The organism is Pseudomonas sp. GOM7, from assembly GCF_026723825.1.
In the GTDB taxonomy this organism is placed as follows: Bacteria; Pseudomonadota; Gammaproteobacteria; order Pseudomonadales; family Pseudomonadaceae; genus Aquipseudomonas.
In genome coordinates this window covers 2419626-2433483 of record NZ_CP113519.1, presented here as the reverse complement: position 1 = coordinate 2433483, position 13858 = coordinate 2419626, and the positions used below count along the sequence as shown (strand labels likewise).

Genomic DNA, 13858 nt, shown 5'->3' with positions numbered 1-13858 from the left:
GCCTCAGCGGGTTTTGTCGTCGTGGGTCATGGCGGTGTAGAACAGCCAAGACACCAGCAGGATGATCAGGAAGTACACCAGCGAGAACGCCGCCGCCGGGCCCAGGTCGAACTGGCCGATGGCCATTTGCGTCAGGGTCTGGCTGAGGAAGGTGGTGGCGTTGCCAGGCCCGCCGCCGGTCAGCACGAAGGGCTCGGTGTAGATCATGAAGCTGTCCATGAAACGCAGCATCACCGCGATCAGCAGCACGCTCTTGAGCTTGGGTAGCTGGATATGGCGGAACACCGCCCAGTTCGAGGCACGGTCGATGCGCGCCGCCTGATAATAGACGTCGGGAATGGCGCGCAGCCCGGAGTAGCACAGCAGCGCCACCAGCGAGGTCCAGTGCCAGACATCCATGACCAGCACCGTCACCCAGGCGTCCATGGTGTTGGCGGCGTAGTTGTAGTCGAAGCCCAGCGCGTTCAACGCCCAGCCCATCAGGCCGATGTCGGCGCGGCCGAAGATCTGCCAGATGGTGCCCACCACGTTCCACGGGATCAGCAGCGGAATGGCCATCAGGATCAGGCACAGCGAGGCCCAGCGCCCGCGCGTCGGCATGCACAGGGCGATGGCGATGCCTAGCGGAATCTCGATCAGCAGCACGCAGGCGGAGAAGATGAACTGACGCAGCAGCGAGTCGTGCAGGCGCGGGTCCTGCAGCACCTGGCGATACCAGTCGACGCCGACGAAGTAGCGGGTGGCCGGATCGAAGATGTCCTGCACCGAGTAGTTGACCACCGTCATCATCGGCACGATGGCGCTGAAGGCCACCAGCAGGAACACCGGCAGCACCAGCCACCAGGCCTTGTTGTTCTGTACCTTCATGGCGCCACCTCCACCAGATAGTCGTCGGCGTAGAGCATCAGCCACTGCGCCGGAAAGCTCAGGTACACCTGCTCGCGCGGCACGGGCTGATCCTCCTGCAGGCGCGCCTTGAGCACCTGGCCATCGAGGTCGAAGGTGAGAATCTTGTAGGTGCCGAGATCCTCGACGTGCAGCACCCGGCCACACAACGCATCGTCATAGGCGCCGTCCCAGACGTGCACGAACTCGGGCCGAATGCCCACCTGCAGGCGCTTGCCGTCCAGTCCGGCGAGGCGCTGGTTGAGCGCGTCGGAAAGCGGCAGCACGGTATCAGCGAAACGCACCCCGCCCTGGCAGCGCTGCACATCGATCAGGTTCATCCCCGGGCTGCCGATGAAGTAGCCGACGAAGGTGTGCCTGGGGCGCTCGAACAGCTCGCGCGGGGTGCCGAACTGAACGATCTGCCCGCCGTACATCACCGCGATCTTGTCGGCGAAGGTGGAGGCCTCCAACTGGTCGTGGGTGACGTAGACCATGGTGATGTTGAACTGCTCGTGGATCTGCTTGAGCTTGCGCCGCAGTTTCCACTTCAGGTGCGGGTCGATCACCGTCAGCGGCTCGTCGAAGAGGATCGCCGACACGTCGTCGCGCACCAGGCCGCGGCCCATGGAGACCTTCTGCTTCTCGTCGGCAGTGAGGTTGCGCGCCTTCTTGTGCAGCAGCGGGTGCAACTCCAGCACCTCGGCGATCTCGTGCACCTTGCTCATCACCCGAGCTTCGTCCATGCCCTGATTGCGCAGCGGAAAGGCCAGGTTGTCGAAAACCGTCATGGTGTCGTAGACCACCGGGAACTGGAAAACCTGGGCGATGTTGCGCTCTTGGGGCGACAGCGTATTGACCGCCTTGCCGTCGAACTGCACCTCGCCCTGCGACGGGCTGAGCAGGCCGGAGATGATGTTCAGCAACGTCGACTTGCCGCAGCCCGACGGCCCCAGCAGCGCGTAGGCGCCGCCCTGCTGCCAGACGTGGTTCATCTCGCGAATCGCGTAGTCTTCCGGCGCTTTCGGCGTGCCGCTGTAGCTGTGCGCAAGGTTGTGCAAACGAATCTCGGCCATCAGGCAGCCCTCCCCTGACGGCGACTGGGCGCCTGCACCAATTGCCCATCGGCGGCGAAGACGAACAGTTTGTGGGTGGGGATGTAGATCAGGATCGGCGTATCCACCGCGTACTCGTGCACCCCTGGCAGGTGCAGCACCAGCACGAACTGCTCGTTGCGTACATGCAGGAAGGTTTCCGAGCCGCTGATCTCGGCCAGCTCCACGGTTACCGCCAGCTCCAGATCATCGTCATTGGATGGCACCAGGCCGATATGGCTGGGGCGCACACCGAAGCGATATTCACCCTCGTCGATGCCGCGCAGATCGGGGTTGAGCGGAAAATGCACGCAATCGGCGAAGCTCACCTCAGTGCCACTGATGCGTCCAGGTAGCAGGTTGATCGCCGGCTCCGAGAACAGCTCGGCGGCCAGCATCTGCTGCGGACGGTGGTAGACCTCGGCAGTCTTGCCGCTCTGCACCACCCGGCCTTCATGCAGGATGGTGGTGGTGCCGCCCAGGGCCAGCGCCTCGTTGGGCTCGGTGGTGGCATAGACGGCAATGGTGTGACGCGCCTGGAACAGCTCGCGCATTTCCTGGCGCAGTTCTTCACGCAGCTTGTAGTCGAGATTGACCAACGGTTCGTCGAAGAGAATCAGCGAGGCGTCCTTGACCAGCGCCCGCGCCATGGCGGTGCGCTGCTGCTGGCCACCGGACAGCTCCAGCGGGTAGCGCGACAGCAGCTTGTCGATGCGCAACATGCGCGCCGTGGCCTCGACCTTCTCGACGATCTGCTCCTTGGCCATACCGGCCTGGCGCAGTGGCGAGGCGATGTTCTCGAACACCGTCAGGGTCGGGTAGTTGATGAACTGCTGATAGACCATCGACACATTACGCTGGCGTACCGGCACGCCGGTCACGTCGGCGCCGTTCATCAGCACGCGGCCGCTGCTGGGCCGATCCAGCCCGGCCATCAGGCGCATCAGGCTGGTCTTGCCGGCCAGGGTACGGCCGAGCAGCACGTTGAAGGAGCCCGGTTCAAAACTCAGGCAGGCATCGTCGATATGCACCTGGCCGTCGACGATACGGGTGACGTGTTCGAGCTTGAGCGACATGGCCTGTCCTTTTTCTTGTCGTGCCATTCGATTGCGAACCTCTACAGCGACAAGCGTGCCAAGGCCTCACAAATCGACCTATCAGACTGATTTAAAAGAAAATATTTCCAGACCGGTGACAGCGAAGCGGTATGTGACTGAACACTTTTGAACAGTCGAAAGTGAACAACTGAACACTTTGATCGTTGACTTTGAACAGTCTTGAACGAAACTGAACTGATCGCGACAAAGATCGCGAGGCCACAAGAAGAGATCACGTCATGAACGAAGCTGCCCGCACCCCGGCGCACGACACCCTTATCCAGGAGTCCTGGTCGCGCTGCCGCGACTATGGCCTGACCCACCAGAGCCCCCCACGCTTCGACCCGCCTGCGCCCGGCGAGCTGTCCGTCCTGCTGGAGAGCCGCCAGGCTCTGGTGCAGACCACGCATCAGGAGGTGCTGCCCTACTACGGCACCATCCTGGCCAACTCCAACTGCCTGATCATGCTCGCCGACGACCAGGGCCGGCTGCTGCACTCCTGGGGCGACCAGCGCTTCATCGAGCCACGCCAAGCCGCCGGTTTCGTCGCCGGCGCTAGCTGGCTGGAGCGCTACACCGGTACCAATGCCATCGGCACCGCACTCAGTTGTGGCCAGGCCGTGCACATCCAGCACGATGAGCATTTCCTCAAGGCCAACCGCTTCATGACCGGCTCGGCCTCACCGATCTTCGACGAACAGCGGCGCATGATCGCCGTGCTCGATGTGTCCAGCGACAGCTACCTGCCACCGGCGCACACCCTCGGCATGGTCAAGATGATGAGCCAGTCGGTGGAGAACCGCCTGATCCTCAAGCTGTTCGCCGACCGCTACCACCTGCTCAGCTTCAATAACAGCCTGGACAACCTCGACAGCCCCTGGGCCGGCCTGGTGGTGTTCGACGAGCAAGGGCACGTGGTGTCGGCCAACCGCCGCGCCGACAACCTGCTCGGCCAGCCGCTGACCTACGGTGCCATCGAGCAGCTCTTCGACCTGCCGCTACAGCAGTTGCTCAACCAGCCGGATGGCCAGCCATTCAACCTGCGCACCACTGGTCAGTTCCGCTTTCACGCGCGGGTACGTCGCCCTGCTCGGCCGGCGCCGATCCAGGCTCGGGATTTTCGTCCGCCAACTGCCACGAGCAGCCCCCAGGCACCGCATCTGCATGCGCTGAGCCTGGGTGATGCGCGCATGGACAAGGCTATTCGCCAGGCCGAACGCCTGCTGGAAAAGGACATCCCGATCCTGGTGCAGGGGGAAACCGGTGCCGGCAAGGAAGTCTTCGTCAAGGCCCTGCACCAGGCCAGCTCGCGCGCCAGCCAGCCCTTCATCGCGGTCAACTGCGCCGCCATTCCGGCAGAGCTGGTGGAATCGGAGCTGTTCGGCTATGAAAAAGGCGCCTTTACCGGCGCCAACCACAAGGGCCATGTCGGCCTGATCCGCAAGGCGCACCAGGGCACGCTGTTTCTCGACGAGATCGGCGACATGCCATTGCGCGTACAGGCCCGCCTGCTGCGGGTGCTGCAGGAGCGCTGCGTGCAACCACTGGGCAGCAGCGAACTGCATCCGGTCGACGTGCGCCTGGTCTCCGCGACCAACCGTCCGCTGCGCCAGGACGTCGACAGCGGCCAGTTCCGCGCCGATCTCTACTACCGCATCAGCGGCCTGAACCTGGAGCTGCCACCACTGCGCGAGCGCAGCGACAGGTTGGCGCTGTTCCAGAAACTGTGGGAGCAGCACCGCGAACCCCGGCAGCGCGCGGGCATCAGCCACGAAGTGCTGGAACTGTTCCAGCGCCACCCCTGGCCCGGCAATCTGCGTCAGCTCAGCAGCGTGCTGCGGGTGGCACTGGCCATGGCCGACGATCAGCCCATCCGCGCCGAGCACCTGCCGGACGACTTTTTCCTCGACCTGCCAACCGACACCAGCCTGCCAGCGCATCCCGAACCGGATAATGTCGACCTTGCCAGCCAGTACCAGGCCTGCGGCGGTAACATCTCCTACCTGGCCCGCCACCTCGGCCTGAGCCGCAACACCCTGTACAAGCGCCTGCGCGAACAGGGCGTGCGGCCCTGAACCTTTGCTCGGAGAGTCGGCCCAAGCCATACATTTGCCTACTGCCCGAACGCCGAGCGGGCCGGCATCGCCCAGCCACGAAAGGAACTCAGCATGCACCACCTGTACCGCCCACTGTTCGCCGCCCTGGCTCTGCTGGCCGCCAGCCAGGCGCCGGCATCGCCTTCATTGGAAAAACAGGTGGACACCGCCGCAAAGTCGATGATGCAGACCTATGCCATCCCCGGCATGGCCATCGCCATCAGCCACAAGGGCCAGCAGCATTTCTTCGAGTACGGCGTCGCATCCCGTGAAAGCGGCCAGGCGGTGGATCGTCATACCCTGTTCGAGCTGGGCTCGATCAGCAAGCTGTTTACCTCCACCCTCGGCGCCTATGCCGAAGCCCGTGGCACCCTGAACCTCAGCGACAATGCCAGCCAATACCTGCCGGAGCTGCAAGGCAGCGCCTTCGATCACATCAGCCTGCTGGATCTGGCCACCTACACGGCCGGAGGGCTGCCGCTGCAGTTCCCGGATGCGGTCGACGACGAGCGCCAAGCCCTCGATTACTACCGCAACTGGCAGGCGGTGTATCCGCCGGGCACGCAGCGACTGTATTCCAACCCCAGCATCGGCCTGTTCGGCCACCTGGCGGCGACCAGCCTGGCCGAGCCCTTTCAGCAGTTGATGGAAAAGGATCTGCTGCCGCAACTGGGTATGCGAGAAAGCCATGTGCAAATTCCCCAGGCCAGCATGAAGCAATACGCCTGGGGTTACCGTGACGACAAGCCCGTGCGGGTCAGCCCTGGCGCCCTGGATGCCGAAGCCTACGGGGTGAAATCCACTAGCACGGACATGCTGCGCTTCATCGACGCCAACCTGCACCCGAACAGACTACCTGCCCCGTTGCGCCAGGCCATCAGCTCCACTCATCGTGGCTATTACCAGATTGGCGACATGACCCAGGCCCTGGGCTGGGAGCGCTACGCCTACCCCATCAGTCTGGAACAACTACAGGCCGGCAATTCCGCCGAAATGGCGCTGCAACCGCAGCCAGTGGAGCGTTTCAGCGTACCCAAACCAGCCGAGGGAGACCTGCTGCTGAACAAGACCGGCTCGACCAACGGCTTCGGTGCCTACATCCTGCTGCTACCGGCGCGCGACACCGGGCTGGTGATCCTCGCCAACCGCAACTACCCCAATGCCGATCGTGTGCGCCTGGCCTTGCAGTTGCTCGACGCGATCGAACCGTAGGGTGCGCTGTGCGCACCAGTAGCCCGGATGAAATCCGGGGAGGTTTGGAGTCCACCATGGTTCCCGGATGGCATCCGGGCTACGCTCCGTCAGGCATATTGGTGCGCACGGCGCACCCTACGTGCAGCACATCCCTAGAAACGACAAAGGCCGCTGATAAGCGGCCTTTGTCGTTGAGCATGAAGCTTATTCGGCCAGGCGCCAGGTGGTGCCACCCTTGCCGTCTTCCAGCACCACGCCCATGGCGGTGAGCTGGTCGCGGATGCGATCTGACTCTGCCCAGTTCTTCTCGGCACGCGCCTGCAGGCGCGCCGCGATCAGGGCCTCCACTTCGGCGGCATCCACCTTGCCGGCAGCACCGGCCTGGAGGAACGCCTCAGGCTCGAGTTGCAGCACGCCGAGCACGCTGGCCAACTGCTTGAGCTGGGCGGCCAGGCCGGCAGCAGCCTGCACGTCCGACTCACGCAAGCGGTTGACTTCGCGGATCATCTCGAACAGCACGGCGCAGGCTTCCGGCGAGTTGAAGTCGTCGTCCATGGCCGCGCCGAAACGCTCGACGAAGGCCTCGCCACCGGCAGGCGCTGCGTCCGGCAGACCTTTGAGGCCATTGTAGAAACGCTCCAGGGCGCCCTTGGCTTCCTTGAGACTCTCTTCGGAATAGTTGATCGGGCTGCGGTAGTGGCTGGACACCAGCAGGTAGCGCACCACCTCAGGGTGGTACTTCTCCAGCACCTCGCGGATGGTGAAGAAGTTGCCCAGGCTCTTGGACATCTTCTCGCCGTCCACACGCACCGCACCGGCGTGCATCCAGGCGTTGGCGTACTGCTTGCCGGTGGCTGCCTCGCTCTGGGCGATCTCGTTCTCGTGGTGCGGGAACACCAGGTCCGGGCCGCCGCCGTGGATGTCGAAGGTCTCGCCCAGGCAGCAGGTGGACATCACCGAGCACTCGATGTGCCAGCCCGGCCGACCCTTGCCCCAGGGCGAATCCCAGCTCGGCTCACCCGGCTTGGCGCCCTTCCACAGCACGAAGTCCAGCGGGTCTTCCTTGATCTCGTCCACTTCGATGCGCGCGCCGATCTTCAGCTCGTCGATCTTGCGCCGTGACAGCTTGCCGTAGGTTTCGAACTTGGTGACGCGGTAGTACACGTCGCCATTGCCCGGCGCGTAGGCATAACCCTTGTCGATCAGGGTCTGGATCATCTGGTGCATGCCGGCGATATGACCGGTGGCGCGCGGTTCGATGTCCGGGCGCAGCACGGAAAGGCGTGCTTCGTCCTCGTGCATCGCCGCGATCATGCGCTCGACCAGCGCCTCGAACGGCTCGCCGTTCTCATTGGCGCGCTTGATGATCTTGTCGTCGATGTCGGTGATGTTGCGCACATAGGTCACGTCATAGCCGCGCTGACGCAGCCAGCGGGTGACCACGTCGAAGGCGACCATCACCCGGGCGTGACCGATATGGCAGAAGTCATAGACGGTCATGCCGCACACGTACATGCGTACGCTGTTACCGATCAACGGCTTGAACGGTTCCTTGACCTTGCTCAGCGTGTTGTAGATCGACAGTGCCATTACTGCCCCCACGAATCGCGCAGCGTGACGGTACGGTTGAACACCAGCGCGTCGGCGGTCGAATCCTTGTCCAGGCAGAAGTAGCCTTCGCGCTCGAACTGGAAGCGATCGTCAGCCGTCGCCTGGGCCAGCGATGGCTCGGCGCGGCAGCCGGTGAGCACCACCAGCGATTCAGGGTTGATGTTGTCGAGGAAGCTGCCGCCCTCTTCGCTCTTCTCCGGGTTGGCCGAACGGAACAGACGGTCGTACAGGCGCACTTCGCATTCGACGCTTTCGGCCGCCGGCACCCAGTGGATCACGCCCTTGACCTTGCGGCCTTCCGGGTTCTTGCCCAGGGTGTTCTCGTCGTAGCTGCAGCGCAGCTCGACGATATTGCCGGCAGCGTCTTTGACAGCCTCGTCGGCGCGAATCACATAGCTGCCGCGCAGACGCACTTCGCCACCTGGGATCAGGCGCTTGTAGCCGTCCGGTGGAGTTTCCTCGAAGTCGCTGGCGTCGATGTAGATCTCACGGGAGAACGGCAGCACGCGTACCCCCATGTCCTGCTTGGGATGGCGCGGCAGTTCAAGGTTCTCGACCTTACCCTCGGGGTAGTTGGTGATCACCACCTTGAGCGGCTTGAGCACGCACATGGCGCGCGCGGCGTTGGCGTCCAGATCGTCACGAATGGCGAACTCGAGCATGCCGATGTCCACCAGACCACCGGCGCGGTTGACGCCGATCATGTCGCAGAAGGCACGGATCGACGCCGGGGTGTAGCCACGACGACGGTAGCCGGACAGCGTCGACATGCGCGGGTCGTCCCAACCCTTGACGTGACCTTCGTCCACTAGCTGCTTGAGCTTGCGCTTGCTGGTGATGGTGTAGTTCAGGTTCAAGCGGGCGAATTCGTACTGACGCGGCTGCGCCGGCACCGAGAGGTTCTCCAGGAACCACTCGTACAGCGGGCGATGATCCTCGAACTCCAGGGTGCAGATCGAGTGGGTCACGCCTTCGATGGCATCGGACTGACCATGGGTAAAGTCGTAGCTCGGGTAGATGCACCATTTGTCGCCGGTCTGGTGATGGTGGGCATGGCGGATGCGGTAGAGGATCGGGTCGCGCAGGTTGATGTTCGGCGAGGCCATGTCGATCTTGGCACGCAGCGAACGAGCACCATCGGGGAACTCACCGGCCTTCATGCGGGCGAACAGGTCGAGGTTTTCCTCGACGCTGCGCTCGCGGAACGGGCTGTTCTTGCCGGGCTCGTTCAGGCTGCCACGGTATTCGCGCATCTCTTCGGCATTGAGGTCGCAGACGAAGGCCTTGCCGGCCTTGATCAGCTCGATGGCCCAGGCATGTAGCTGGTCGAAATAGTTGGAGGCGTAGCGCTCCTCGCCGGCCCACTTGAAGCCCAGCCATTCGACGTCGGCCTTGATTGCGTCGATGTATTCCTGGTCTTCCTTGGCCGGGTTGGTGTCGTCGAAACGCAGGTTGCACTGGCCGCCGAACTCTTCGGCCAGGCCGAAGTTCAGGCAGATGCTCTTGGCATGGCCGATATGCAGGTAGCCGTTGGGCTCCGGCGGGAAGCGGGTCACGATCTTGGCGTGCTTGCCGCTGTCCAGATCAGCCTGGACGATGGGGCGCAGGAAATTGGCAGCTTTTTCGACGGTGGGCTTGCTCATGGTGTCCTTAACAATACTGGCGCGGCGCAGGGTAGGCCGCATCGGGCAAAGTCCGTATCATAACCAACCTGTCAAGCCCCTGACAGGGTGCATGCCAACCTGTCAGGGCTGTTCACCCCGGGCCACTGGCTCGAATCTGCCTCATCACGGATACGATCATGATCAAACTGCACACCAACCACGGCGTCATCACCCTGAACCTGTTCGCCGACAAGGCCCCGGAAACCGTGGCCAACTTCGAGCAATACGTGAAGGAAGGCCATTACGACGGCACCATCTTCCACCGCGTGATCGGTAACTTCATGATTCAGGGCGGCGGTTTCGAGCCGGGCATGAAGCAGAAGCCGACCCGCGCGCCGATCAAGAACGAAGCCAACAACGGCGTCGCCAACAAGGTCGGCACCATCGCCATGGCCCGCACCATGGAGCCGCACTCGGCCAGCGCGCAGTTCTTCATCAACGTCGCCGACAACAGCTTCCTCAACCACAGCGCGCCGACCGTTCAGGGCTGGGGCTACGCTGTATTCGGCGAAGTGGTCGAAGGCATGGACGTGGTCGAGAAGATCAAGGGTGTCGCCACCACCATGAAAGCCGGCCACCAGGACGTACCGGTGGATGATGTAGTCATCGAGAAGGCCGAAATCGTCTGACAGACCGACGAAAAACTACTGCGCTAGGCTATGCGTCGTTGCGGCCGGCCTCGGACTGCTCATTTACAGCTCGTAAACTCCGCATCCTCGGCCATCCGCGCCTAGCCTAGCCGTCGCTCGCTACCTTTTTCATCGGCCTGTTGAACGAAATGATCCTGCTGATCTCCGATCTGCACCTCGAAGAGAAACGCCCGGACATCACCCGGGCGTTTCTGCATTTTCTCGCCACCCGCGCGCGCCAGGCCGAGGCCCTGTACATCCTCGGCGACTTCTTCGAGGTCTGGATCGGCGACGACGGCATGACGCCCTTCCAGCACGAGATCGCCCGCGCCTTGCGCGAGCTGAACGACACCGGCACGCGCATCTACCTGATGCACGGCAATCGCGACTTTCTGATCGGCAAGCGCTTCTGCCGCGAGGCCGGCTGCACTTTGCTGAGCGATCCGCACAAGGTGCAGATGAATGGCGAACCCGTGCTGCTGATGCACGGCGACAGCCTGTGCACCCTGGATGTCGGCTATATGAAGCTGCGCCGCTGGCTGCGCAATCCGCTGTCGCTGCTGATCCTGCGCAACCTGCCACTGAGCACGCGACAGAAGCTGGCGCGCAAGCTGCGCAACGAAAGCCGCGCGCAAACACGGATGAAGGCCAGCGAGATCGTCGATGTCACGCCGGAGGAAGTGGTCAAGGTGATGACCGAGCACGGCGTGCGCACGCTGATTCATGGCCACACTCATCGGCCGGCGCTGCATGAGCTGATCGTGAACAGCCAAGCGGCGCGGCGCATCGTGCTGGGGGACTGGGATCGTCAGGGCTGGGCATTGCAGGTCGATGAAACCGGTTTCAACCAGGCGCCGTTCGAGTTGACGCCAGCCTGACCATAGCCCGGATGAAATCCGGGGAAGCAACCCTCAAGATCGCCCCGGATTTCATCCGGGCTACGACTGCAGGGCTTTGCTCCCTTCTCCCGCTTGCGGGAGAGGGGCTGGGGGAGAGGGCAACGGCGTAGGCTGAAGCCCCCTCTCCCGTCCTGCGGGCACCCTCATCCCGCAAGCGGGAGAGGGTCATCAGATGGCCGCTTCGCGGCCGCTTTCTGCAGGCACACCACTATGGAAACGGAACTGCTCATCCGGCGAGGTGATCAGCTCCTGCTCCACCGCGCGCACCACCTCGATACGTGCATCCACGTCAGCGGCGTCACCATACAGATAAGCCAGCTTGAGATAGCCGCGGTAGTGGCGCCCCTCACTCTCCAGCAAACCGGCGTAGAACTTGGCCAGCTCGGCGTCCAGGCGCGGCACCAGGGCGGCGAAGCGCTCGCAGGAGCGCGCCTCGATGAAGGCGCCGACTACCAGCACGTCCACCAACCGCTCCACTTCACCACCACGCAGCAATGCACGCAGACCAGCGGCGTAACGCGACGCCGAAACATGGCGAACCTCGATGCCACGGCCACGGATGATCTTACTCACCTGCTCGAAGTGCACCAGCTCTTCACGGGCCAGACGCGACATTCTTGCGGTTAGTTCGGTCTTGGTCAGGTAGCGCCCCATCAAACTCAGCGCAGTCTGCGCCGCCTTGTACTCGAGGTTGCGGTGATCGAGCAGGAGGATCTCCTGCTGGCGCAGGGCTTCGTCCAGCCAGGCATCCGGGGTAGCGACGCCGCCGAGGAACTCGAGAATTTCCTGCAGGATCGTCACAGGTTCCTCGGTATTACTCGGAACATGCTGGGCATTTGACATCATGATTGAAGCGCTCTCGGTACTGGCGAGGTTGAAAATGGCGGGCCATTATACGAGTGACAGAGCAGGCGACCAGCACACCGTTGATACAGGTCAAGGAGCCGCTGGTAACGACGCACCTATAGTTGAACGAACGGCGTTCATTCTCAGGGAGACGACCATGCAAGCGATCCGTAGCATTCTGGTGGTGGTGGATCCTCAACACCCCGAAGGCCTCGCACTGAAGCGGGCAAAACTGATAGCGGGAGTCACCCAGTCACACCTGCATCTGCTGGTCTGCGACAAGAAAGGCGATCACGGTGCGCTGCTTGCAGACCTGCAAAGCAACCTGGCCCAGGAGGGATTCAACGTTACCACCCAGCAGGCCTGGGAGGACAACCCGCACCAGACCATCATCGCCGTGCAGCAGGCCGAGGGCTGTGGTCTGGTGATCAAGCAGCACCTGCCGGACAACCCTTTGAAAAAGGCCATCCTCACCCCCGAGGACTGGAAGCTGCTGCGCTACTGCCCCGGCCCGGTGCTGATGGTCAAGACCGAACGCCCCTGGACCGGCGGCAACATCCTCGCCGCCGTGGACGTGGGCAATGCCGACAGCGAACACCGCACCCTGCACGCCGGCATCATCAGCCATGGCTACGATATTGCCGGCCTGGCCAAGGGCAACCTGCACGTGACCACCGCTCATCCGACGCCGATGCTGTCGGCGGCCGACCCCACCTTTCAGCTCAAGGAAACCATCGAAGCGCGCTACCGCGAACAGTGCCGCAGCTTCCAGGCCGAGTACGACATCAACGACGAGCACCTGCACGTGCTCGAAGGCCCTGCCGACGTGGTGATTCCGCAGGTCGCCCACCAGCTCGATGCCGCCGTCACGGTGATCGGTACGGTGGCACGCACGGGGCTGTCCGGCGCGCTGATCGGCAATACCGCCGAAGTCATACTCGACGCGCTGGAAAGCGACGTGCTGGTGCTCAAGCCGGACGAAGTCATCGCCCACCTCGAAGAACTCGTCGCCCAACGCTAGGACGTAGGGTGCGCCGTGCGCACCAGCAGTTTGACGAGGCACTGAAGCCGACCCCGAAGCGGTGCGCGCAGCCTAGGCGGCCCCGCGACACCCTACGGGGCATAGCCTCTCACACCCGGACTTCCAGCCCCTCGCGCAAGAACTTCGGCGCGATATAGCGCTCGTAATGCGCTTCGGAGAGCAGGAAGAACTCACGGTCGATGGCATCGCGCAGTTCAGGCAGCGTCCAGTTGCGGAACTCGGGGAGCAACACCATGCCGTAAGCGTCGAGCTGATTGATCATCCGCGCGCCGCGCGCGATCAATTGATAGGCCCAGCAATAAGGCGACTGCTGCGGCACGAAGCGAATCTGCCGCTGCTCTAGCTGAGCACGCAGGCGTTGCTCATCGAAGACTTCCAGCTTGGCCGTCATCACCTGTACCAGCAACACTTCCAGGCGCGTCCAGACGGCGCGCTTCTCGTCCTCGCCATAGCTGTTCCAGTTGATCACCTCATGGTGAAAGCGCTTGCAACCCCGGCACACGACGTCGCCGTAAACGGTTGAACACAACCCCACGCAAGGGGTCTTGATGCGCTGATTGGACATGACGAGATGACAGCTAAAGACGAACGGCCTGGCATCTTAGCCCTTTGTCTAATTCAGTTCACCCCTGCCGACACGGGGACATTGGCTTAACTTCTTTCGCGCTTTCCATTAGAATCGCCCCGCCTTGTAAAGGCACCAATGTCCGTTGGAAGCTGTTTTCAAAGCGTCACGAGCACAGTCGATCCTGCAGGTACGATGGCGACGCAGCCACTTGGAGTCCCCCCGAGCGCCTGCGT

General features: G+C 62.9%; 12 protein-coding genes. 5 read left to right on the top strand and 7 right to left on the bottom strand.

Annotation, left to right across the window (positions count from 1 at the left end):
- Window positions 1-3: 3 nt before the first annotated feature.
- From OU800_RS11105 to OU800_RS11095, 3 genes are read right to left on the bottom strand one after another with little or no spacing between them, the layout of a single operon-like run.
- Window positions 4-867 (bottom strand): carbohydrate ABC transporter permease, encoded by an 864-nt coding sequence (locus tag OU800_RS11105; protein WP_268183774.1) that lies wholly within the window; start codon window positions 865-867, stop codon window positions 4-6.
- On the bottom strand, window positions 864-1961 hold the full coding sequence (locus tag OU800_RS11100) for an ABC transporter ATP-binding protein (protein WP_268183773.1): 1098 nt from the start codon (window positions 1959-1961) through the stop codon (window positions 864-866). The genes OU800_RS11105 and OU800_RS11100 overlap by 4 nt, the downstream gene beginning before the upstream one ends.
- Complete coding sequence (locus OU800_RS11095; RefSeq protein ID WP_268183770.1) at window positions 1961-3055, bottom strand: ABC transporter ATP-binding protein; 1095 nt, start codon at window positions 3053-3055, stop codon at window positions 1961-1963. Before OU800_RS11095 ends, OU800_RS11100 begins: the two co-directional genes overlap by 1 nt.
- A 260-nt stretch (window positions 3056-3315) precedes the next feature.
- Between OU800_RS11095 and OU800_RS11090 the strand changes: the two genes are divergently transcribed.
- Together OU800_RS11090 and blaPRC are read left to right on the top strand one after the other, a co-directional pair.
- Complete coding sequence (locus tag OU800_RS11090) at window positions 3316-5151, top strand: sigma-54-dependent Fis family transcriptional regulator (RefSeq protein ID WP_268183768.1); 1836 nt, start codon at window positions 3316-3318, stop codon at window positions 5149-5151.
- A gap of 93 nt (window positions 5152-5244) precedes the next feature.
- Window positions 5245-6384, top strand: coding sequence for a PRC family class C beta-lactamase (gene blaPRC / locus OU800_RS11085; RefSeq protein WP_268183765.1), 1140 nt, complete (start codon window positions 5245-5247; stop codon window positions 6382-6384).
- A gap of 186 nt (window positions 6385-6570) precedes the next feature.
- On the opposite strand, the gene cysS is transcribed toward blaPRC, so the two are convergent.
- Together cysS and OU800_RS11075 are read right to left on the bottom strand one after the other, a co-directional pair.
- Window positions 6571-7956 (bottom strand): cysteine--tRNA ligase, encoded by a 1386-nt coding sequence (gene cysS / locus OU800_RS11080; RefSeq protein ID WP_268183764.1) that lies wholly within the window; start codon window positions 7954-7956, stop codon window positions 6571-6573.
- Window positions 7956-9620: a glutamine--tRNA ligase/YqeY domain fusion protein gene (locus OU800_RS11075; protein ID WP_268183762.1), complete on the bottom strand. Its 1665-nt coding sequence runs from the start codon at window positions 9618-9620 to the stop codon at window positions 7956-7958. Before OU800_RS11075 ends, cysS begins: the two co-directional genes overlap by 1 nt.
- A gap of 158 nt (window positions 9621-9778) precedes the next feature.
- Between OU800_RS11075 and OU800_RS11070 the strand changes: the two genes are divergently transcribed.
- Window positions 9779-10270: a peptidylprolyl isomerase gene (locus tag OU800_RS11070; protein ID WP_161865408.1), complete on the top strand. Its 492-nt coding sequence runs from the start codon at window positions 9779-9781 to the stop codon at window positions 10268-10270.
- Between the two features lie 149 nt (window positions 10271-10419).
- Entirely contained in the window at window positions 10420-11148 is a 729-nt protein-coding gene (gene lpxH / locus OU800_RS11065; RefSeq protein ID WP_268183761.1) for a UDP-2,3-diacylglucosamine diphosphatase, read from the top strand.
- Window positions 11149-11337: 189 nt separating this feature from the next.
- On the opposite strand, the gene OU800_RS11060 is transcribed toward lpxH, so the two are convergent.
- Window positions 11338-12015, bottom strand: a complete 678-nt coding sequence (locus OU800_RS11060; protein WP_268183759.1) for a tRNA-(ms[2]io[6]A)-hydroxylase — start codon at window positions 12013-12015, stop codon at window positions 11338-11340.
- A gap of 157 nt (window positions 12016-12172) precedes the next feature.
- Here OU800_RS11060 and OU800_RS11055 point away from each other — a divergent pair, with 157 nt between their 5' ends.
- Window positions 12173-13036 carry a universal stress protein gene (locus OU800_RS11055; RefSeq protein ID WP_268183756.1) on the top strand — a complete coding sequence of 288 codons (864 nt, stop codon included), beginning with the start codon at window positions 12173-12175 and terminating at the stop codon, window positions 13034-13036.
- Window positions 13037-13145: 109 nt separating this feature from the next.
- Here OU800_RS11055 and OU800_RS11050 read toward each other — a convergent pair whose 3' ends face one another.
- Entirely contained in the window at window positions 13146-13622 is a 477-nt protein-coding gene (locus OU800_RS11050; RefSeq protein ID WP_268183755.1) for a DUF1289 domain-containing protein, read from the bottom strand.
- Window positions 13623-13858: the final 236 nt, after the last annotated feature.